Source organism: Vibrio sp. D431a (assembly GCF_030248655.1).
GTDB classification, from domain to species: Bacteria; Pseudomonadota; Gammaproteobacteria; order Enterobacterales; family Vibrionaceae; genus Vibrio; species Vibrio alginolyticus.
Map to the genome: position 1 here is coordinate 160,185 of NZ_JAHGAP010000013.1, position 18,945 is coordinate 179,129.

At 45.8% G+C, this 18,945-nt stretch carries 29 protein-coding genes; 22 read left to right on the forward strand and 7 right to left on the reverse strand.

Going from position 1 to position 18,945, the window contains the following annotated elements; translation table 11 throughout:
• Positions 1 to 247 precede the first annotated feature (247 nt).
• Complete coding sequence (gene zapB, locus KJB35_RS11225) at positions 248 to 490, forward strand: cell division protein ZapB (RefSeq protein WP_005379536.1); 243 nt, start codon at positions 248 to 250, stop codon at positions 488 to 490.
• A gap of 135 nt (positions 491 to 625) precedes the next feature.
• Here the strand turns inward: zapB and rraA are convergent, their stop codons facing one another.
• From rraA to priA, 7 genes are all read right to left on the reverse strand, one after another.
• Positions 626 to 1,132, reverse strand: a complete 507-nt coding sequence (rraA, locus tag KJB35_RS11230; protein WP_005379537.1) for a ribonuclease E activity regulator RraA — start codon at positions 1,130 to 1,132, stop codon at positions 626 to 628.
• A gap of 76 nt (positions 1,133 to 1,208) precedes the next feature.
• Positions 1,209 to 2,126: a 1,4-dihydroxy-2-naphthoate polyprenyltransferase gene (locus tag KJB35_RS11235; protein WP_047101879.1), complete on the reverse strand. Its 918-nt coding sequence runs from the start codon at positions 2,124 to 2,126 to the stop codon at positions 1,209 to 1,211.
• Between the two features lie 782 nt (positions 2,127 to 2,908).
• Complete coding sequence (gene hslU / locus KJB35_RS11240) at positions 2,909 to 4,240, reverse strand: HslU--HslV peptidase ATPase subunit (protein ID WP_047101881.1); 1,332 nt, start codon at positions 4,238 to 4,240, stop codon at positions 2,909 to 2,911.
• 23 nt (positions 4,241 to 4,263) lie between these two features.
• The gene (hslV, locus tag KJB35_RS11245) at positions 4,264 to 4,815 is read right to left on the reverse strand and encodes an ATP-dependent protease subunit HslV (protein WP_005383176.1); all 552 of its coding nucleotides are present in this window, start codon (positions 4,813 to 4,815) and stop codon (positions 4,264 to 4,266) included.
• A 115-nt stretch (positions 4,816 to 4,930) separates the two neighbouring features.
• Positions 4,931 to 5,479 (reverse strand): cell division protein FtsN, encoded by a 549-nt coding sequence (gene ftsN, locus KJB35_RS11250; RefSeq protein WP_047101882.1) that lies wholly within the window; start codon positions 5,477 to 5,479, stop codon positions 4,931 to 4,933.
• Between the two features lie 226 nt (positions 5,480 to 5,705).
• Complete coding sequence (gene cytR, locus KJB35_RS11255; protein WP_254901949.1) at positions 5,706 to 6,734, reverse strand: DNA-binding transcriptional regulator CytR; 1,029 nt, start codon at positions 6,732 to 6,734, stop codon at positions 5,706 to 5,708.
• Positions 6,735 to 7,037: 303 nt separating this feature from the next.
• Positions 7,038 to 9,242: a primosomal protein N' gene (gene priA, locus KJB35_RS11260; protein WP_085569690.1), complete on the reverse strand. Its 2,205-nt coding sequence runs from the start codon at positions 9,240 to 9,242 to the stop codon at positions 7,038 to 7,040.
• A gap of 296 nt (positions 9,243 to 9,538) precedes the next feature.
• On the opposite strand from priA, the gene rpmE reads away from it, so the two are divergent.
• The 21 genes from rpmE to rpmD all read left to right on the forward strand — a co-directional run bounded on the left by rpmE (position 9,539) and on the right by rpmD (position 18,943).
• Positions 9,539 to 9,760 carry a 50S ribosomal protein L31 gene (gene rpmE / locus KJB35_RS11265; protein WP_005379546.1) on the forward strand — a complete coding sequence of 74 codons (222 nt, stop codon included), beginning with the start codon at positions 9,539 to 9,541 and terminating at the stop codon, positions 9,758 to 9,760.
• 456 nt (positions 9,761 to 10,216) lie between these two features.
• A complete protein-coding gene (rpsJ, locus tag KJB35_RS11270) occupies positions 10,217 to 10,528 on the forward strand; it encodes a 30S ribosomal protein S10 (protein WP_004410492.1) in 312 nt (103 codons plus the stop codon).
• 14 nt (positions 10,529 to 10,542) lie between these two features.
• Positions 10,543 to 11,172 (forward strand): 50S ribosomal protein L3, encoded by a 630-nt coding sequence (gene rplC, locus KJB35_RS11275; protein WP_005379555.1) that lies wholly within the window; start codon positions 10,543 to 10,545, stop codon positions 11,170 to 11,172.
• Positions 11,173 to 11,189: 17 nt separating this feature from the next.
• Entirely contained in the window at positions 11,190 to 11,792 is a 603-nt protein-coding gene (rplD, locus tag KJB35_RS11280; protein WP_005379556.1) for a 50S ribosomal protein L4, read from the forward strand.
• A complete protein-coding gene (gene rplW, locus KJB35_RS11285; RefSeq protein WP_004398471.1) occupies positions 11,789 to 12,091 on the forward strand; it encodes a 50S ribosomal protein L23 in 303 nt (100 codons plus the stop codon). The genes rplD and rplW overlap by 4 nt, the downstream gene beginning before the upstream one ends.
• Before the next feature lie 15 nt (positions 12,092 to 12,106).
• Positions 12,107 to 12,931, forward strand: a complete 825-nt coding sequence (gene rplB / locus KJB35_RS11290; protein ID WP_005383168.1) for a 50S ribosomal protein L2 — start codon at positions 12,107 to 12,109, stop codon at positions 12,929 to 12,931.
• Between the two features lie 21 nt (positions 12,932 to 12,952).
• Entirely contained in the window at positions 12,953 to 13,231 is a 279-nt protein-coding gene (rpsS, locus tag KJB35_RS11295) for a 30S ribosomal protein S19 (protein WP_004394525.1), read from the forward strand.
• 10 nt (positions 13,232 to 13,241) lie between these two features.
• Positions 13,242 to 13,574 carry a 50S ribosomal protein L22 gene (gene rplV, locus KJB35_RS11300; RefSeq protein ID WP_005383164.1) on the forward strand — a complete coding sequence of 111 codons (333 nt, stop codon included), beginning with the start codon at positions 13,242 to 13,244 and terminating at the stop codon, positions 13,572 to 13,574.
• Positions 13,575 to 13,592: 18 nt separating this feature from the next.
• Positions 13,593 to 14,291 carry a 30S ribosomal protein S3 gene (rpsC, locus tag KJB35_RS11305; protein ID WP_005383161.1) on the forward strand — a complete coding sequence of 233 codons (699 nt, stop codon included), beginning with the start codon at positions 13,593 to 13,595 and terminating at the stop codon, positions 14,289 to 14,291.
• An 11-nt stretch (positions 14,292 to 14,302) separates the two neighbouring features.
• On the forward strand, positions 14,303 to 14,713 hold the full coding sequence (gene rplP / locus KJB35_RS11310) for a 50S ribosomal protein L16 (protein ID WP_005379577.1): 411 nt from the start codon (positions 14,303 to 14,305) through the stop codon (positions 14,711 to 14,713).
• Positions 14,713 to 14,904 carry a 50S ribosomal protein L29 gene (rpmC, locus tag KJB35_RS11315; protein ID WP_005379576.1) on the forward strand — a complete coding sequence of 64 codons (192 nt, stop codon included), beginning with the start codon at positions 14,713 to 14,715 and terminating at the stop codon, positions 14,902 to 14,904. The genes rplP and rpmC overlap by 1 nt, the downstream gene beginning before the upstream one ends.
• Positions 14,904 to 15,158 carry a 30S ribosomal protein S17 gene (rpsQ, locus tag KJB35_RS11320; protein ID WP_005379575.1) on the forward strand — a complete coding sequence of 85 codons (255 nt, stop codon included), beginning with the start codon at positions 14,904 to 14,906 and terminating at the stop codon, positions 15,156 to 15,158. The genes rpmC and rpsQ overlap by 1 nt, the downstream gene beginning before the upstream one ends.
• 162 nt (positions 15,159 to 15,320) lie before the next feature.
• Positions 15,321 to 15,692, forward strand: a complete 372-nt coding sequence (rplN, locus tag KJB35_RS11325; protein ID WP_004410450.1) for a 50S ribosomal protein L14 — start codon at positions 15,321 to 15,323, stop codon at positions 15,690 to 15,692.
• 13 nt (positions 15,693 to 15,705) lie between these two features.
• A complete protein-coding gene (rplX, locus tag KJB35_RS11330; RefSeq protein WP_005379574.1) occupies positions 15,706 to 16,023 on the forward strand; it encodes a 50S ribosomal protein L24 in 318 nt (105 codons plus the stop codon).
• A 23-nt stretch (positions 16,024 to 16,046) separates the two neighbouring features.
• Positions 16,047 to 16,586 carry a 50S ribosomal protein L5 gene (gene rplE, locus KJB35_RS11335; RefSeq protein ID WP_005379573.1) on the forward strand — a complete coding sequence of 180 codons (540 nt, stop codon included), beginning with the start codon at positions 16,047 to 16,049 and terminating at the stop codon, positions 16,584 to 16,586.
• Positions 16,587 to 16,603: 17 nt separating this feature from the next.
• Positions 16,604 to 16,909 carry a 30S ribosomal protein S14 gene (rpsN, locus tag KJB35_RS11340; RefSeq protein WP_004410442.1) on the forward strand — a complete coding sequence of 102 codons (306 nt, stop codon included), beginning with the start codon at positions 16,604 to 16,606 and terminating at the stop codon, positions 16,907 to 16,909.
• Positions 16,910 to 16,938: 29 nt separating this feature from the next.
• Positions 16,939 to 17,331, forward strand: coding sequence for a 30S ribosomal protein S8 (gene rpsH, locus KJB35_RS11345; protein ID WP_005379572.1), 393 nt, complete (start codon positions 16,939 to 16,941; stop codon positions 17,329 to 17,331).
• Positions 17,332 to 17,344: 13 nt separating this feature from the next.
• A complete protein-coding gene (gene rplF, locus KJB35_RS11350; protein ID WP_005379570.1) occupies positions 17,345 to 17,878 on the forward strand; it encodes a 50S ribosomal protein L6 in 534 nt (177 codons plus the stop codon).
• Positions 17,879 to 17,887: 9 nt separating this feature from the next.
• Entirely contained in the window at positions 17,888 to 18,241 is a 354-nt protein-coding gene (gene rplR / locus KJB35_RS11355; protein ID WP_005379568.1) for a 50S ribosomal protein L18, read from the forward strand.
• Positions 18,242 to 18,255: 14 nt separating this feature from the next.
• Entirely contained in the window at positions 18,256 to 18,759 is a 504-nt protein-coding gene (gene rpsE, locus KJB35_RS11360) for a 30S ribosomal protein S5 (protein ID WP_004745894.1), read from the forward strand.
• Positions 18,760 to 18,766: 7 nt separating this feature from the next.
• A complete protein-coding gene (rpmD, locus tag KJB35_RS11365; protein ID WP_005379565.1) occupies positions 18,767 to 18,943 on the forward strand; it encodes a 50S ribosomal protein L30 in 177 nt (58 codons plus the stop codon).
• The last annotated feature ends 2 nt before the right edge of the window (positions 18,944 to 18,945 follow it).

Here is an 18,945-nt window from a genome sequence, read left to right on the forward strand (position 1 = left end):
CTTGAATTTGATCAATACTTAGGGCGATTTTCAGCGTAGCGAGACGCAAAATCCTTGCTCAAAAATGCTTCGGCGACAAGAAAAGTCAGCGTTTAGTGAGATTGCGCTGATTTTTTGACCGAATGATGCAAAATATCGAATATAGTGAGTGTTTCTCATCGCGACGCTGAGTAGAATGAACCTTATATAGGTTAGGTGTGCATCAATCTCGCACATCGTCCCAACGGAATAACATAGGTAGGCCAAGATGTCTTTTGAAGTACTAGAACAACTAGAATCTAAAATTCAAACTGCAGTTGACACAATCACTCTTCTTCAGATGGAAGTCGAAGAGCTGAAAGAAGATAAAGCTAAACTTGCGGAAGAAGCGAACGAGCTTCGCTCTCAACGTGAAGAGCTAGAGCAAAAAGCACAACAGGCACAGCAAGAGCACGCACAATGGCAAGAGCGCATTCGTGCACTACTTGGCAAAATGGACGAAGTGGAATAATTCGGCTTCTTCATTCCAAATTAAAAACACCCGCGTTAAGCGGGTGTTTGTGTTTTAGGGAAGTAGAAAATGTTAAGACAAGGCTAGGCGCTAAGAGCCAAGAGAAGACCCTATAACTTAGGCGCCTAAGACTCGTTATGCTTCTTCATCCAACTCTAAATCAATATTCAATGGTTCAGGCGACAGGATAATTCCGGTGCTATCAGCATAAATATAATCTTCAGGTAAGAAGCTGACGCCGCCAAAGTTGACTGGTACATCCAATTCACCAATACCCTGGCTGGTCGCTCCAACAGGAATAGAAGCGAGGGCTTGAATGCCTAAATTCATATCTTCAAGTTCATCGACTTCACGAACACAACCGTAAACGACAATGCCTTCCCACTCGTTTTCTTCCGCAATGGTTGCGATTTCTGCATCGATAAGGGCTTTACGTAGGGAACCGCCACCGTCAATTAACAAAACGCGACCAAGTCCATCTTGCTCTAATGTCTCGCGGATCAACGAATTATCTTCAAAACACTTGATGGTGGTGATTTGCCCGGCAAATGAAGCGCGACCGCCAAAGTTACTGAACATTGGTTCAACCACATCTACCTGATCGAGGTAGATATCACAGAGTGCTGAGGTATTGTATTCCATAGCGTACCTTTCTAAACAGAAATTGGTTGTCTTTGAGTATATCTAGGCATTAAGTCAATGCAATGACAATCCTTTTTTAACTTACTAGAGTTTGAGCTACCACAATTGTTGCAAACAAAACGTTGGTGACTAAAGAGCATTTCACGATGACTGGCATCATTGGTGCTATCTGAGCGGGCTTTTGTGTATGCCAAACCGCTTTACCATGATCGGCCACGAAATAAATACTAAGTAAAAATGGCAAGCTAATCCAAACGGGTTTGTCTTGAATTAACAAGTAAGCCGCAAAGGCAAGAATAGCACCGCCAAGTAAAACAAAGTGGTACTGCTTGGCGTTGCGTTGACCCAATCGCACTGCGACTGTGCGTTTACCACACTCTCGGTCGTTCTCGATATCACGCATATTGTTGATGTTGAGTACTGCAACGGCGAGTAAACCGCAGCCTAGAGCAGGTAAGAATAGCGTGGTATCTACGTGACCAGTATGCAAGAAATAAGTACCGGATACGCCGAGTAAACCAAAAAACAAGAAAACTGAAATATCGCCAAGCCCCACGTAACCGTATGGTTTGCTACCCATGGTATAAGCAATGGCTGCGAGAATGGCCAGAATTCCCAGCCCGATAAAAGTAACAATACTTTCCAGTGAACTTAGTGAATAGAAAACTAACACCAAGCCTGAAATGGCGGTCAGAGCGATGTTAAAGATAATCGCCTGTTTCATCTGTTTCGCACTTACCGCGCCTGACTGCATCGCTCGTAATGGGCCGAGGCGTTTGTCGTTATCTGTACCTTGAACGGCATCGCCATAGTCGTTTGCCAGGTTGGACAGAATTTGCAGCAATGTCGCGGTTACGAAAGCCATGATGGCAATCGTCAGTGAGAAATGACCCGCCGAGTAGGCGAGTACACTACCTGTTAAGATAGAGACTAATGCCAGAGGTAATGTTTTTGGACGAGCGGCTTCAAGCCAGATCTGTAGAGATTGTTTCATGGAAATTTCGTGCTAGTAACCAATGTGCCCAGTATAAGCACAAAGAGGCAGATACGCTATTGACCTAAAACAACTCAACTAGAAGTCAAAGGGTGATTCAGAATCTATCATCCGGTTGTGCAGTGGTGAAGGTGAGTGGGAAAGAAAGGCGTCTGCTGTTAGCAGATTCTTAGTCTCGCTTAAGCTCGCTAGAATGACGAGAGCTTTTGATCTAGATGTTGTCTAAGTCACCGTCATTCTGAACAGCGAGGAACGAGTGTGATTCAGAATCTATCATCCGATTGTGAAGTGTTGTGGTGAGAGAGAAAGAATAGGCGTTTGCTGTTAGCAGATTCTTAGTCTCGCTTAAGCTCGCTAGAATGACGAGATCTTTTTGATTTAGGTGTTGTCACAGTAACCGTCATTCTGAACAGCGAGGAACGAGTGTGATTCAGAATCTATCGTCCGATTGTGCGGTGATTAAGGTGAGAGAGGAAAAATAGGCGTCTGTTGTTACCAGGTTCTTAGTCTCGCTAGAATGACCAGACCTTTTGATTTAGATGTCGTCTAAGTGACCGTCATTCTGAACAGCGAGGAACGAGTGTGATTCAGAATCCATCATCCGATTGTGCAGTGGTTAAGGTGAGAGAGAAAGAATAGGCGTCTGCTGTTAGCAGATTCTTAGCCTCGCTTGAGCTCGCTAGAATGACGAGATCTTTTGATTTAGGTGTTGTCACAGTGGTCGTCATTCTATACAAAAAGCCCAGAAACAAGGTTCTGGGCTTTGGTGGGATAGATTGCGGTTAAAGAATAAAGCGGCTTAGATCTTCATCTTCAATCGTGTCGCCTAGGCGCTCTTTCACATAAGCGGAATTAATAACGAATTTAGCGCCAGATTGCTCCGCTGCGTCGTAAGAGATTTCATCCATTAAGCGTTCCATAACGGTGTGTAAGCGACGAGCACCGATGTTTTCTGTGCTTTCGTTGACCGTCCATGCCGCTTCCGCGATTTGCGTGATGCCGTCTTCTGTGAATTCGATGTCCACATCTTCCGTTTTCATCAATGCAACGTACTGCTCTGTTAGAGAGGCTTTTGGTTCTGTCAGAATGCGTTTGAAGTCGTTGCTGCTTAGTGCTTCTAGCTCAACACGAATTGGTAGACGGCCTTGCAATTCTGGGATCAAGTCAGATGGTTTTGCCACTTGGAATGCACCAGATGCAACAAACAGAATGTGGTCTGTTTTTACCATGCCGTGCTTGGTTGATACCGTGCTGCCTTCAATCAATGGAAGTAGGTCGCGCTGAACACCTTCGCGTGAAACGTCTGGGCCTGAGCTCTCGCCGCGTTTACAGATCTTGTCGATCTCATCGATAAATACGATGCCGTTGTTTTCAACGTTGAAAATCGCTGCTTCTTTTAGCTCTTCTTGGTTTACCAGTTTCGCCGCTTCTTCTTCCGCTAACGCTTTCATTGCGTCTTTGATTTTCAGCTTACGTTTTTTCTTAGTGTCGCCTGCCAGGTTTTGGAACATGCCTTGCAGCTGGTTAGTCATCTCTTCCATACCAGGAGGCGCCATGATCTCTACGCCCATCTGCGGTGCGGCTACGTCGATTTCAATTTCTTTATCGTCTAGTTGGCCTTCACGCAGTTTCTTACGGAAGATCTGGCGAGTGTGAGAAGACTCTTCCGTTTGCTCTGCTTGACCCCAACTATCACGTGCTGGTGGCAGTAGCGCATCAAGAATACGTTCTTCCGCTTGCTCTTCTGCGCGGAATTTCACTTTCTCCATCGCTTGTTGATGCGTCATTTTCACAGCGACATCTGTTAGGTCACGGATGATGGTTTCAACTTCTTTACCAACGTAACCCACTTCGGTGAATTTTGTCGCTTCAACTTTGATGAAAGGGGCATTTGCCAGTTTTGCGAGGCGTCGTGCGATTTCAGTCTTACCAACACCAGTAGGACCAATCATCAAGATGTTTTTTGGCGTCACTTCGGCACGCAAGCTTTCTTCAAGCTGCATGCGGCGCCAGCGGTTACGAAGTGCAATCGCAACCGAACGCTTGGCTTTTTCTTGACCGATAATGTGGCGGTTCAATTCATGAACGATTTCGCGAGGCGTCATTTCAGACATATTCTTTCCTTACTTCGTTACGATTACGCGGTTGGTTTTTCAGGCTCTACTGTTGAGTCTAGCTCTTCTACCGTGTGGTGATGGTTAGTGAAGACACAAATATCACCCGCGATATTGAGAGCTTTTTCCGCGATCTCACGAGCATCTAGATCTGTGTTTTCTAGTAGGGCGGTTGCGGCAGCTTGTGCGTAAGCACCACCAGAGCCAATCGCAATCAGGTCATGTTCTGGCTGTACGACATCACCATTACCGGTAATGATTAACGATGCGGTTTCGTCGGCAACGGCAAGTAAGGCTTCGAGCTTGCGCAAAGCACGATCGCTACGCCAGTCTTTAGCTAGCTCAACTGCCGCTTTGGTTAGGTGACCTTGGTGCATTTGCAGTTTGCTTTCGAAGCGCTCAAAAAGGGTGAAGGCATCCGCAGTACCGCCGGCAAAGCCCGCTAGTACTTGGTTGTTGTACAGGCGGCGAACTTTGCGCGCATTACCTTTCATTACGGTATTGCCTAGAGATACTTGGCCATCACCCGCGATGACGACTTTATTATTTCGACGTACAGATACAATGGTAGTCACAGTCGACCTCTTGATTATTTCTCTTTGGATTTAATTCAGTATATGGGGGAGGAGAAATGGGGATTCAAGGGGGCAAAAAGAAAGGCCCTAGGATCTTAGCTCCTAGGGCCTGAGTTTAAAGATTTTCTTTCCAAATCGCACACGGCTCGATTTTCGCGCGTTGCAGTTTATGACGGTCACGTTCTGCATCACGTTTGAACTTATACGGACCTAGCACCACGCGATACCATGAACTGCCTTCTTTCTTACGAATCTTGCTCGACATCCCTTGGAACGCGATTGCAAGCTTACGCTCTTCGGCTTGTGCCTGGGTTTTGTACGCGCCACACTGCATGATGTAAGGAATTTTAGAAACTTCAATTTCTTTGGCCACAACTTCAACTTCACGTTTCGGTAGTGACTCAACATATTCCCATTTTTCTTCTGGTGGTGGCGGCAAGTCTTTTTTCGGCTTTGGTTTGCTGACAGTGGTTGTTGGCTGCTTCACGACTGGTTGTTTAGGTTCTGGGTCACTACTCAAAAGGTAAAGACCATAGCCAAAACCGCCCACGAGCAAGATAGCGAGCAGGCCACTGCGCCAAGGTTTTTTTCTTTTCGGCGGCTGTTTTTTTGTCGACTTTTTTGGGGCGCCTCGCCCTCGTCTTACATAATCTCTATTTGCCACGGTTATTTCTGGTCATCAAGGATTCTTGCAAATATGTTAATCCAGAACGAGTTGAGAAAACACCCTATTGATAGAATCTTGATAGCTAAAGCGCGACAACGCCCGAGTGTAGGAGTGTGTTTCCGTTCTCACTTACATTTATTCAGGGATACACAAAAAGCAGGAGGGGTAAATAAAAAAAGCGGCGCCTTAGCACCGCTTTGGGGATGAATACCTAATCTTTAGGTTAAGGGCGCTGTGGTGGCGCTGCACTTCCACGAATGACGAGATTAGTTTCAAGCAGACGTGAGCCTGAATGCACGTCGTGGCCTTTTAACATCTCGAGCATCATTAGCATCGCTTGTCGACCAATCTCATAGCGAGGTTGAGAGATGGTGGTCAACGGTGGATCGCAGTACTGAGCGAAGTTAATGTCATCAAAGCCCACAACAGAGAGATCTTGCGGTACTCGTAAGCCAAGCTTTTTCGCTTCTTGAATTGCGCCGATGGCCATTGTGTCACAGTGACAGAAAATAGCCGTTGGTGGTTCTGGCAATTCGAGCAGTTTACGAACGGCTTTTGCTCCGCCATCAAAAGAGAACTCAGTAATGACACTATATTGCGGATCTTTATTGATGCCGGCACGGCGCAGGGCTTGTTGGTAGCCTTGCTGGCGGAATTGACACAATATTGCTGTATCTGGTCCAGAGATTTGAGCAATGCGTTTATGACCTAATTGGGTCAGGTAATTCACCGCTTCAAATGCTGAGGTCAGGTTATCAATATGTACTGTCGGAAGCTCGAGTTCAGGCGCAAATTCACACGCCATTACCATCGGAGGTAAGTTCTTTTGCTCTGGCTTACTGACATCGAATGGTAGATCTGTACCAAGCAGTAGCATTCCATCTGCCTGCTTAGTAAATACGAGGTTAACGAAAGAGCTTTCGCGTTTCTTCTGTTGTCCGCTATCACCCAACAGGACTAGATAGCCATGTTCCATGGCTGCATCTTCAATACCGCGAATAATTTCAGAAAAATAAGGATCACAGATGTCGGGAACGATAGTAACAATGGTTTTTGATTCGTTTCTACGTAAGTTACGCGCTAATGAGTTTGGAGAATAACCCGCTTCAAGTACGGCATCTTCTACTCTCTTTCTTGTAGAAGAAGAGACTTTCTCTGGATTCATTAAGGCTCGAGATACCGTAGCCGTAGACACTCCCGCAAGCTGGGCAACATCCTTCATTGTCGCCATAGTTTTTAACCTCTCATTTATTTTTTGCCAAGATGACGTTATTCCGGTTTGAAATCAGAGTAATCAAACCGAGTTAGAGCTGTGTTTGCTCTTCGCTCAGTTCGTGTTAACGAGTGGGAAAATGGATTCTTCACCGCGATATCAATTTGTGGGAATAGTCATTGTTTTAATCTAAGCCTGTGCAAACAAGTCACTTTAGACTTTTCTAATTTGGATAGTCTATTCATTTCTAAAGTGAAAGTTACGGTCTGTTTAACAAAAATTGTAATCTTGGTGTGATACTGGTCACATTAAATGGTAATTCATTACATAGTTAAACGTTTGCTAGCTGAGATCTTGTGGTTCTATGTCTAAATTCCAGCGCACTTTCTTAGCATTTGGCAACAACTCAATAGCAGGTTTGGCACTGGTTAATAACTTTTGCATCAATGAACGATGCTGAGTTTGCAGTAATAGTTGCCAACGGTATTTACCAGCCCGCTTGGCCAAAGGTGAAGGAGTTGGGCCTAACACCATGCAGGAATCATCGAACAGAGGGTGTGACTCTAACGTAAAGCGAACCTGACGCAGGAAGTCTTCAACTACCTCACTTTGGTTCGCCTCTGCTTTAAACAGAGTCAAGAAACTATAAGGCGGAAGCTGAGCCAGTTTGCGTTCTTCCAGAGCAGTCATAGCAAAGTGGCGATAGTCTTTTTGAAGTAGGGCCTGCAGCAAGCTGTGCTCAGGATGGTGGGTTTGTAGGATAACCTCGCCAGGTTTACTTGCGCGGCCGGCACGACCTGCGACTTGAATAAACAACTGCGCTAGTCGCTCGGAAGCGCGGAAGTCACTACTATAAAGAGAGCCATCAACATCCAAAAGAGCAACGAGCGTTACATTTGGAAAATGGTGCCCCTTAGCCAGCATTTGGGTGCCAATCAGAATTTGATGTTCACCTTTACGAATCGATTCAAGGGCATCTTCCAAACTACCTTTGCGGCGTGTGCTGTCTCTGTCGATGCGAATGGCGTTGTATTCTGGAAATAACTGAGCCAATTGTTGTTCGAGTTGTTCCGTTCCTACGCCGACGGTAACCAATTGGGTTGAACCACACCCCTGACATTGATGAATCACCGGTTGTTGTGAGCCGCAGTGATGGCAGCGTATTTCGTTGCTGTAATGGTGGAACGTATAGTACGCATCACAGCGTTTACATTCTGCAATCCAACCGCATTCATGGCACATCAAAGCGGGCGAAAAGCCTCGACGGTTAAGAAACAACATTACTTGATTGCCCGCTTTTAAATGCTTGCGCATCTCGGCAATCAGTTGGGCAGATAAGCCACTTTCTAAATACTGACCTTTTACATCTAACACTTTATTGGTGGTTGGTACGGCAGAGCCAGCTCGTTGGGTTAGTGTTAAATGGTGATATTTGCCTGACAAGGCATTGTGTAATGTCTCCAGTGCAGGTGTGGCTGAGCCCAGAACAACCGGAACTTGTTCTTTATGAGCGCGCATTACAGCAACATCACGAGCGTGGTAACGCAAGCTGTCTTGTTGCTTATAAGAGGAGTCATGCTCTTCATCCACAATGATAATCCCGAGATCAGCAAAAGGCGCGAGTAGGGCTGAGCGTGTGCCGATAATGATTCCGGCCGCTTTGTCGCGTGCAGAAAGCCACGCATTCAGACGCTCCGTCTCGTTTAACCCGGAGTGGATGACGTCAACTGGCACATTAAAACGGCGTTTAAAGCGGTTGATGGTTTGGGGCGTTAAGCCAATCTCTGGTACTAAAACCAAGGCTTGTTTCCCTTGCTCTAAGACCGGCTTGATCAGGTTGAGGTACACTTCTGTCTTACCTGAGCCCGTGACGCCTTCTAATAAATAGGAGGCAAAACCTGTTTGGCTATTTACACTCGCAATAGCCAGCGCTTGTTCGTGGTTGAGCTTTGGCTTTTCGACGTCGCATTCAACGTGCTGTCCCCACTGGGTGATTACAGGCTTCTTCTCGATACGTTCAATCCAGCCTTTCTCTTCTAAAGACTTTAGTACTGTTGAGGCTATCTCTTGGTCGACAAATTCCTGGTGAGGCAAAGCGCCGTTAACCAACATTTGCAAGACCTTCTGTTGTTTGACCGCTCGACGATCAAGCCCTTGCATCAGCTTGTCTTTACCGGATTCGGTAATTTGCCACTCTTGTAGCGTCGCAAAATCTGCAGGCTTTCCTTTACGTAGAGCTGCTGGCATCGCATTGTGTAGCGTATCTCCAAGTGGGTATTGGTAGAACTGGCTGCACCAAGTCAGCAACGAATAAAGCTTTTCAGACCATATCGGCTGAGAATCAAGAACTGCTTTGATTGGCTTGAGTTGATCTTTGGGAAAGTCCGAGTGATTAACCATTGCGGTGACGATGCCAACTAACGTTTGGCGTCCAAAAGGTACGGAAACGCGTCCACCAATGATCGGAAACAGGTGCCCCGGAATAGCGTAATCAAATTGTTTGTCGAGCGGAACGGGTAATGCCACTCTAGCAATGGTTGGACGCATAAATTTTTAGCTATTAAAAAAGAGGGAAAGGAAATGAGAGTCTATTAAAATCGGTATGGAAATTCGAGTAAAGCAATGCGATTCAGCGTGAATCGTGCCTCTATGATTAGTCTGGCTAAAAAAGTGGCGAAAAAGTTGCCAAATGTGTTGATCCGAGCAATGTGATTCTTTACTATATCGCGCCTTGAGATATGGCTTCGGCAATTAGTTGATGCGGTATCCCATTTTATTATTAATTGCGTGTGGTGTGCGGCTTAGATTCGTATAGCGACACGGCCTACTATTGAGGTTATCCCATGAAAGCTGGTATCCACCCAGAATACAAAGCAGTAAAAGCGACTTGTTCTTGCGGCAACTCTTTTGAGTTCAACTCTACTCTAGGTAAAGAGTCTATCCACCTAGACGTATGTGACAAGTGTCACCCATTCTACACTGGTAAGCAACGTATCGTTGATACAGGCGGCCGTGTTGATCGCTTCAACAAGCGTTTCGGTGCACTATCAAGCGGTAAGAAATAATAGCAGCCGCTATTACGATTACAGTTTAGAAAAGGACGCTTCGGCGTCCTTTTTGTTTTAATGGCTACCAAGCGAAGAGGAATGTATGGGGTTTGGAATATTCCCGATTATTTTTCACTCAGCGCTTGCAACCTAAAGTGTGATCTGTATAATGCAGCGCACTGGTTAAGCCAGTTGTGAACCAATGAGCAGTGAGGAGCGAGCAAATCTAAGGATTTGTGAGGTAATGTATACTCAGCTTATGTTCGCGGTTAATACAATTAGCTATCTTTTCTTCGGAAAAACTATCCTCAAAGGTGACTTTGGCATATAGGGATAGTTAATCGAAAATTAACTGACAATGCGTCCTAATCTTGGATGCTACGGTTTCACATAAATCAATCGGCATTCTCTCGTCTCGACGAGTTTGAGTGGCGATATTGTTTGTGTAATTTATTAAATTTGGAGCTCTGTCTCATGCAGAACCAACGTATCCGTATCCGCCTAAAAGCTTTCGATTACAAACTAATCGATGCTTCTACAGCGGAAATCGTTGAAACAGCTAAGCGCACTGGCGCACAGGTTCGTGGTCCAATCCCACTGCCAACTCGTAAAGAGCGTTTCACAGTTCTTATCTCTCCACACGTTAACAAGAAAGCACGTGACCAGTACGAAATCCGTACTCACAAGCGTCTAATCGACATCGTTGAGCCAACAGACAAGACTGTTGATGCTCTAATGCGTCTAGACCTTGCTGCGGGCGTTGACGTTCAAATTAGCCTAGGTTAAGGGAGATTAGAAGTATGATTGGTCTAATCGGTCGTAAAGTGGGCATGACCCGCGTATTTACTGAAGAAGGCGTTTCTATCCCAGTAACAGTTGTTGAGGTTGAAGCTAACCGTGTTTCTCAAGTGAAAACTCTTGAAACTGACGGCTACGCAGCAATCCAGGTTACAGCTGGTTCTAAGAAAGCTAACCGTGTAAACAAAGCTGAAGCAGGTCACTTTGCTAAAGCTGGCGTTGAAGCTGGTCGCGGTCTTTGGGAATTCCGTTTAGAAAACGGCGAAGAGTTCGAAGTTGGTTCAGAACTAACTGTTGAACTATTCAACGAAACTAAGAAAGTAGACGTTACTGGTACATCTAAGGGTAAAGGTTTCCAAGGCGCTGTTAAGCGTTGGAACTTCCGTACTCAAGATATGACTCACGGTAACTCATTGTCTCACCGTGCTCCTGGTTCTATCGGTCAATGTCAGACTCCAGGTCGCGTATTTAAAGGCAAGAAAATGGCAGGTCACATGGGTGCTGAGCGTGTAACGACTCAAAACCTAGAGATCGTACGTGTTGACGCTGAGCGCAACCTGCTTCTTATTAAAGGTGCAGTCCCAGGCGCAACTGGCGGCAACGTGATCGTTAAACCAGCTGTTAAAGCATAACGTCTCAGGAGTAAGTAATGGAACTAATGGTTAAAGGTGCCGATGCACTAACTGTTTCCGAAACTACTTTCGGACGTGAGTTTAACGAAGCTCTTGTACACCAAGTAGTTGTTGCGTACGCAGCAGGTGCTCGTCAAGGTACTCGTGCTCAAAAAACACGTTCAGAAGTTTCTGGCGGTGGCGCTAAGCCATGGCGTCAAAAAGGTACTGGCCGTGCGCGTGCTGGTACAATCCGTAGCCCAATCTGGCGTACAGGTGGTGTTACTTTTGCTGCGAAACCACAAGATCACAGCCAAAAAGTAAACAAAAAAATGTACCGTGGTGCTATGAAGAGCATTCTTTCTGAGCTTGTTCGTCAAGAGCGTCTAATCGTTGTTGATAACTTCTCAGTTGAAGCACCAAAGACTAAAGAGCTAGTTGCTAAGCTTAAAGAGCTTGAGCTAACTGACGCTCTAATCGTGACTAGCGAAGTAGATGAGAATCTATTCCTAGCTGCTCGTAACCTATACAAAGTTGACGCACGTGATGTTGCTGGTATCGATCCAGTATCTCTAATCGCGTTTGACAAAGTTGTAATGACTGCAGAAGCAGTTAAGCAAGTAGAGGAAATGCTAGCATGATCACTGAAGAGCGTATCCTAAAAGTTCTACGTGCACCGCACATCTCTGAAAAAGCAACTATGGCAGCTGAGAAAGCGAACACTATCGTTTTCAAAGTAGCTAAAGATGCGACTAAAAAAGAGATCAAAGCAGCTGTAGAAAAGCTATTTGAAGTTGAAGTTAAGTCTGTAAATACTCTTATCACTAAGGGTAAGACCAAACGTCAAGGTCTACGCCAAGGTCGCCGCAGCGACGTTAAGAAAGCGTACGTTACTTTGAAAGAAGGTCAAGATCTTGACTTCGTTGGCGGCGCGGAATAACAGGAGTAGTTAAAAATGGCTATTGTTAAATGTAAGCCGACTTCCCCTGGTCGTCGTCACGTTGTTAAAGTTGTTAACGCTGACCTACACAAGGGCAAGCCATACGCACCTCTTCTAGAGAAAAACTCTAAGAACGGTGGTCGTAACAACAAGGGTCGTATCACAGTACGTCACATCGGCGGTGGTCACAAGCACCACTACCGTGTAGTTGACTTCAAACGTACTAAAGATGGTATTCCAGCGACAGTTGAGCGTCTTGAATACGATCCAAACCGTAGCGCAAACATTGCTCTAGTTCTTTACAAAGACGGTGAGCGTCGCTACATCCTAGCACCTAAAGGTGTTGTAGCTGGTGATGTTATTCAGTCTGGTGTTGATGCACCAATCAAAGCTGGTAACACTCTACCAATGCGTAATATCCCAGTAGGTTCAACAGTACATAACGTTGAACTTAAGCCTGGTAAAGGTGGTCAGCTAGCTCGTTCGGCTGGTGCTTACGCTCAAATCGTTGCTCGCGACGGTGCGTACGTAACTATCCGTCTACGTTCTGGCGAGATGCGCAAAGTTCTTTCTGAAGGCCGTGCAACAATCGGTGAAGTTGGTAACTCTGAGCACATGCTACGTGAACTTGGTAAAGCAGGTGCATCACGTCATCGCGGTATCCGTCCAACGGTTCGTGGTGTTGTAATGAACCCGATTGACCACCCACATGGTGGTGGTGAAGGCCGTACTTCTGGTGGTCGTCACCCAGTATCTCCTTGGGGTATGCCTACTAAAGGCTTCAAGACTCGTAAGAACAAACGCACTGACAAGTACATCGTACGTCGTCGTAACAAGTAATCTATATAAAGAGGAATCGCCATGCCACGTTCTCTCAAGAAAGGTCCTTTTATTGACCTACACTTGCTGAAGAAGGTAGAGAAAGCGGTGGAAAGCGGAGACAAAAAGCCTATTAAGACTTGGTCCCGTCGTTCAATGATCATCCCTACGATGATCGGTTTGACCATCGCTGTCCATAATGGTCGTCAGCACGTACCAGTATTTGTAACTGATGAAATGATCGGTCACAAACTGGGTGAATTCGCACCAACACGTACTTACCGCGGTCACGCTGCGGATAAGAAAGCTAAGAAGCGCTAAGGAGTAGATAATGGAAGCAATTGCTAAACATAACTTTGCTCGCATTTCGCCTCAGAAAGCTCGCTTAGTTGCGGATCTAATCCGTGGTAAATCTGTTGACCAAGCTCTAGAAATCCTAACGTTCAGCAACAAAAAAGCTGCTGCACTAGTTAAGAAAGTTCTAGAGTCTGCTATCGCTAACGCGGAGCACAACGAAGGTGCAGATATTGACGATCTGAATGTCGCAAAAATCTTTGTAGATGAAGGCCCAACCATGAAGCGTATTATGCCTCGTGCTAAAGGTCGTGCGGATCGTATCTTGAAGCGTTCAAGCCACATCACTGTTGTTGTAGCAGATCGCTAGAGACTAGGAGAGTAAGCAATGGGTCAAAAAGTACATCCAAATGGTATTCGTCTAGGCATCGTTAAGCCTTGGAATGCTACATGGTTTGCTAACACCAAAGATTTCGCTGACAACCTAGACGGCGACTTCAAGGTACGTCAGTTCCTTACAAGTGAACTGAAAAAAGCGTCTCTATCACGTATCGTTATCGAGCGTCCTGCTAAGAGCATCCGTGTGACTATTCACACTGCTCGTCCAGGCGTTGTTATCGGTAAGAAAGGTGAAGACGTTGAGAAGCTACGCGCAGCTGTAGCTAAAATTGCAGGTGTACCAGCGCAAATTAACATCGCTGAAGTACGTAAGCCTGAACTAGATGCGCAACTTGTTGGTGACAGCATCGCGTCTCAGCTAGAGCGTCGTGTTATGTTCCGTCGTGCTATGAAGCGCGCAGTACAAAACGCTATGCGCCTAGGCGCTAAAGGTATCAAAGTGGAAGTAAGCGGTCGTCTAGGCGGCGCTGAAATCGCACGTTCAGAGTGGTACCGTGAAGGCCGTGTGCCTCTACACACTCTACGTGCTGACATTGATTACGCAACTTCTTCGGCTCACACTCAATACGGTGTGATCGGCATTAAAACTTGGATCTTCAAAGGTGAAATCCTAGGTGGTATGCCAGCAGCTAACGCTGTAGAGCCTAAAGGCGACAAGCCTAAGAAGCAGCGTAAAGGCCGTAAGTAAGGAGTCGACAGATGCTACAACCTAAACGTACTAAGTTCCGTAAGGTTCAGACTGGTCGTAACCGTGGTCTAGCTAAAGGTACTGATGTAAGCTTCGGCGAATTCGGTCTTAAAGCTGTTGGCCGTGGTCGTCTAACTGCTCGTCAAATCGAAGCGGCACGTCGTGCAATGACACGTCACGTTAAGCGTCAAGGTAAAATCTGGATCCGTGTGTTCCCAGACAAACCAATCACAGAAAAACCACTTGAAGTTCGTCAAGGTAAGGGTAAAGGTAACGTTGAGTACTGGGTAGCCCAAATCCAACCTGGTAAGGTTATGTACGAAATGGGTGGTGTACCTGAAGAATTGGCACGTGAAGCGTTCCGTCTTGCGGCACGTAAACTGCCTTTCAAAACTACATTTGTAACTAAGCAGGTGATGTGATGAAAGCACAAGATCTACGCGAGAAAAGCGTTGAAGAGCTTAACGCTGAGCTAATGAATTTGCTACGCGAACAGTTCAACTTGCGCATGCAAGCTGCGACTGGTCAACTACAGCAAACTCATACTCTGAAAGCTGTACGCCGTGATATCGCACGTGTGAAAACTGTTTTGACTGAGAAGGCAGGCGCATAATGAGCGAAGTAAAACGTACTCAACAAGGTCGTGTTGTTAGCGACAAGATGGACAAGTCTATCACTGTTGCTATCGAACGTTTCGTAAAACACCCAATCTATGGTAAATACGTAAAACGTACGACTAAAGTACACGCACATGACGAGAACAACGAGTGTGGCCTAGGCGACACAGTTGAAATCGCAGAGTGTCGTCCACTGTCTAAGACTAAGTCTTGGACTTTGGTAAAAGTTCTAGAAAAGGCGAAGATTTAATCTCGTTAATTCTATGAAACTAAAGCGGCTCCAAAATATTTTTGGAGCCGTTTATTTTTTGACTACCCAATCACAAAAAAGGGTGGTACAATTCGCGTCCCTTTTAAAGAGGCAGCCCGACCCGTGATGGGTCTAGTTATTAATATTTAGCGGAGCACTAACATGATCCAAATGCAAAGTATGCTGGACGCAGCTGATAACTCAGGCGCACGCAGCGTAATGTGTATTAAGGTTCTGGGTGGCTCTCACCGCCGTTATGCACATATCGGTGACGTCATCAAAGTTACTGTGAAGGAAGCAATCCCTCGCGGTAAAGTTAAAAAAGGTGATGTTCTGAAGGCGGTGGTAGTGCGCACCCGTAAAGGCGTACGTCGTCCTGACGGTTCTGTCATTCGCTTCGACCGAAATGCTTGCGTATTGCTAAACGACAATACTGAGCAACCAATCGGTACACGTATCTTTGGTCCTGTGACACGCGAACTTCGTGGCGATAAGTTCATGAAGATCGTTTCACTGGCTCCAGAAGTTCTGTAAGGAGCACGTAGAAATGGCAGCTAAAATCCGTCGTAATGACGAAGTAATCGTTCTTGCTGGTAAAGACAAAGGCAAGAAAGGTAAAGTAACTAAGGTTCTAGCAACTGGTAAAGTTATCGTTGAAGGTATCAACCTAGTTAAGAAACATCAGAAACCTGTTCCAGCTATGGGTATCCAAGGCGGTATCGTAGAGCAAGAAGCAGCTATCGACGTTTCTAACGTGGCTATCTTTAACGCAGCTACTGGTAAAGCTGACCGTATCGGTTTCCGTTTTGAAGACGGCAAAAAAGTTCGTTTCTTCAAGTCTAACGGCGAAACCGTTTCTAACTAATAGAAGTAATTTGGAGTTCTACTATGGCGAAACTGCATGATTACTACAAGTCGTCTGTAGTCGCTGAACTGACCAAACAGTTCGGTTACACAAGCGTCATGCAAGTCCCTAGAATCGAGAAAATCACCCTAAACATGGGTGTTGGTGAAGCAATCAACGATAAGAAACTGCTAGAAAATGCAGCGTCTGATATGGCAACGATCTCTGGTCAAAAGCCACTTATCACAAAAGCGCGCAAATCTGTTGCAGGTTTCAAAATCCGTGAAGGCTACCCTATCGGTTGTAAAGTAACCTTGCGTGGCGAACGTATGTGGGATTTTCTTGAGCGTTTAATTAACATCGCTCTTCCACGTGTACGTGACTTCCGTGGTGTTAGCGCTAAGTCTTTTGACGGTCGCGGTAACTACAGCATGGGCGTTCGCGAGCAAATCATCTTCCCGGAAATCGACTTTGATAAAGTTGATCGAGTACGCGGTCTAGACATCACTATTACGACGTCTGCTGGTACTGATGAGGAAGGCCGTGCTCTGCTGGCTGCCTTTAACTTCCCATTCCGTAAGTAAGGTGAAGGGTTACTGTTATGGCTAAAAATTCAATGAAAGCACGTGAAGCAAAACGTGCGAAGCTAGTAGCTAAGTTCGCTGAAAAGCGTGCAGCGCTAAAAGCTATCATCAGCGATGTAAACGCATCTGAAGAAGATCGTTGGAACGCGGTTCTTACACTGCAATCTCTTCCACGTGATTCAAGTGCATCACGTCAGCGCAACCGTTGCAACCAAACTGGTCGTCCACACGGTTACCTACGTAAGTTCGGTCTAAGCCGTATTAAGGTTCGTGAAGCTTGCATGAAAGGCGAGATTCCGGGTCTTCGTAAGGCTAGCTGGTAATTGCCACTTAATCATTTGGAGTAAATCATATGAGCATGCAAGATCCGATTTCGGATATGCTGACCCGCGTTCGTAACGGTCAGGCAGCAAACAAAGTTGCTGTAAAAATGCCTTCTTCAAAGCTTAAAGTTGCAATTGCTGCACTACTAAAAGCTGAAGGTTACATCGTTGACTTCGCTGTTGAAGGCGAAGCAAAACCTGAGCTAGAAGTTACACTTAAGTACTTCCAAGCTAAACCAGTAATCGAGCAACTTAAACGTGTTTCTCGTCCAGGTCTACGTGTTTACAAGAAGAAAGATGAACTTCCTTCAGTAATGGGTGGTCTTGGTATTGCTATCGTTTCTACTTCCAAGGGTCTTATGTCAGACCGCGCTGCACGTAAAGCAGGTCTTGGTGGTGAAATCATCGCTTACGTAGCTTAATAAGGAGTAGACTATGTCTCGTGTTGCAAAAGCACCTGTCGCTATTCCAGCTGGCGTAGAGGTGAAACTAAACGGCCAAGAAATCACTGTAAAAGGTGCGAAAGGCGAACTAACTCGCGTTCTTAACAACGCAGTTGTAATCGCTCAGGAAGAAAATAACCTGACTTTCGGTCCTAAAGAAGGTGTTGCTAACGCATGGGCTCAAGCAGGTACTGCTCGCGCTCTAGTTAACAACATGGTTGTTGGTGTTACTGAAGGCTTTACTAAGAAGCTAACTCTTAAAGGTGTAGGTTACCGTGCTGCTATCAAAGGCAACGCTGTAGGTCTAACACTAGGCTTCTCACACCCAGTTGAGCACGAGTTGCCAGCGGGTATTAAAGCTGAATGTCCAAGCCAAACTGAAATCGTGATCACTGGTGCTGACAAGCAACTAGTTGGTCAAGTTGCGGCTGACATTCGTTCTTACCGTGAGCCTGAGCCATACAAAGGCAAAGGTGTTCGTTACGCAGATGAAAATGTGCGTACTAAAGAAGCTAAGAAGAAGTAAGGTAACACTATGGATAAGAAAGCATCTCGCATCCGTCGTGCTACACGTGCACGTCGTAAGATTGCAGAACTGGGTGCGACTCGCCTAGTTGTACACCGTACTCCTCGTCACGTGTACGCACAGGTTATCGCGGCTAACGGCTCTGAGGTTATCGCAGCAGCTTCTACTGTAGAAAAAGCGATCCGTGAGCAAGTGAAATACACTGGTAACGTTGATGCAGCTAAAGCAGTGGGTAAAGCTATTGCTGAGCGCGCTCTAGAGAAGGGCGTAACTGCAGTTGCATTTGATCGTTCTGGTTTCCAATACCACGGTCGAGTAGCGGCGCTAGCAGAATCTGCTCGCGAAGCTGGTCTGAAATTCTAAGGTAGGGTTGGAAGATGGCTAAAGAACAACAAGTTCAAGCGAATGATTTGCAAGAAAAGCTAATCGCAGTTAACCGTGTTTCTAAAACGGTTAAAGGTGGTCGAATCATGAGCTTCACTGCACTAACAGTAGTTGGTGACGGTAACGGTCGTGTAGGTTTCGGTTACGGCAAAGCTCGTGAAGTACCTGCAGCGATTCAAAAAGCAATGGAAAAAGCGCGTCGTAACATGACTACGATCGCTTTAAACGAAGGCACTCTTCACCACCCAGTGAAAGGTCGCCATTCGGGCTCTAAAGTTTACATGCAGCCTGCTGCAGAAGGTACTGGTGTTATCGCAGGTGGTGCGATGCGTGCAGTACTAGAAGTTGCTGGTGTACACAACGTACTATCTAAAGCGTACGGTTCTACGAACCCTATCAACATCGTTCGTGCAACGATCGATGCACTAGGTAGCATGAAGTCACCAGAAATGGTTGCTGCTAAACGTGGTCTAACTGTTGAATCTATTTCGGAGTAAGAACACCATGGCAACTATTAAAGTAACTCAAACTAAAAGCTCAATTGGTCGTCTGCCAAAGCACAAAGCTACTTTGCGCGGTCTAGGTCTTCGTAAAATCAACCACACAGTAGAACTTGAAGATACTCCGTGTATTCGCGGTATGATCAACAAGGTTTACTACATGGTTAAAGTTGAGGAGTAATC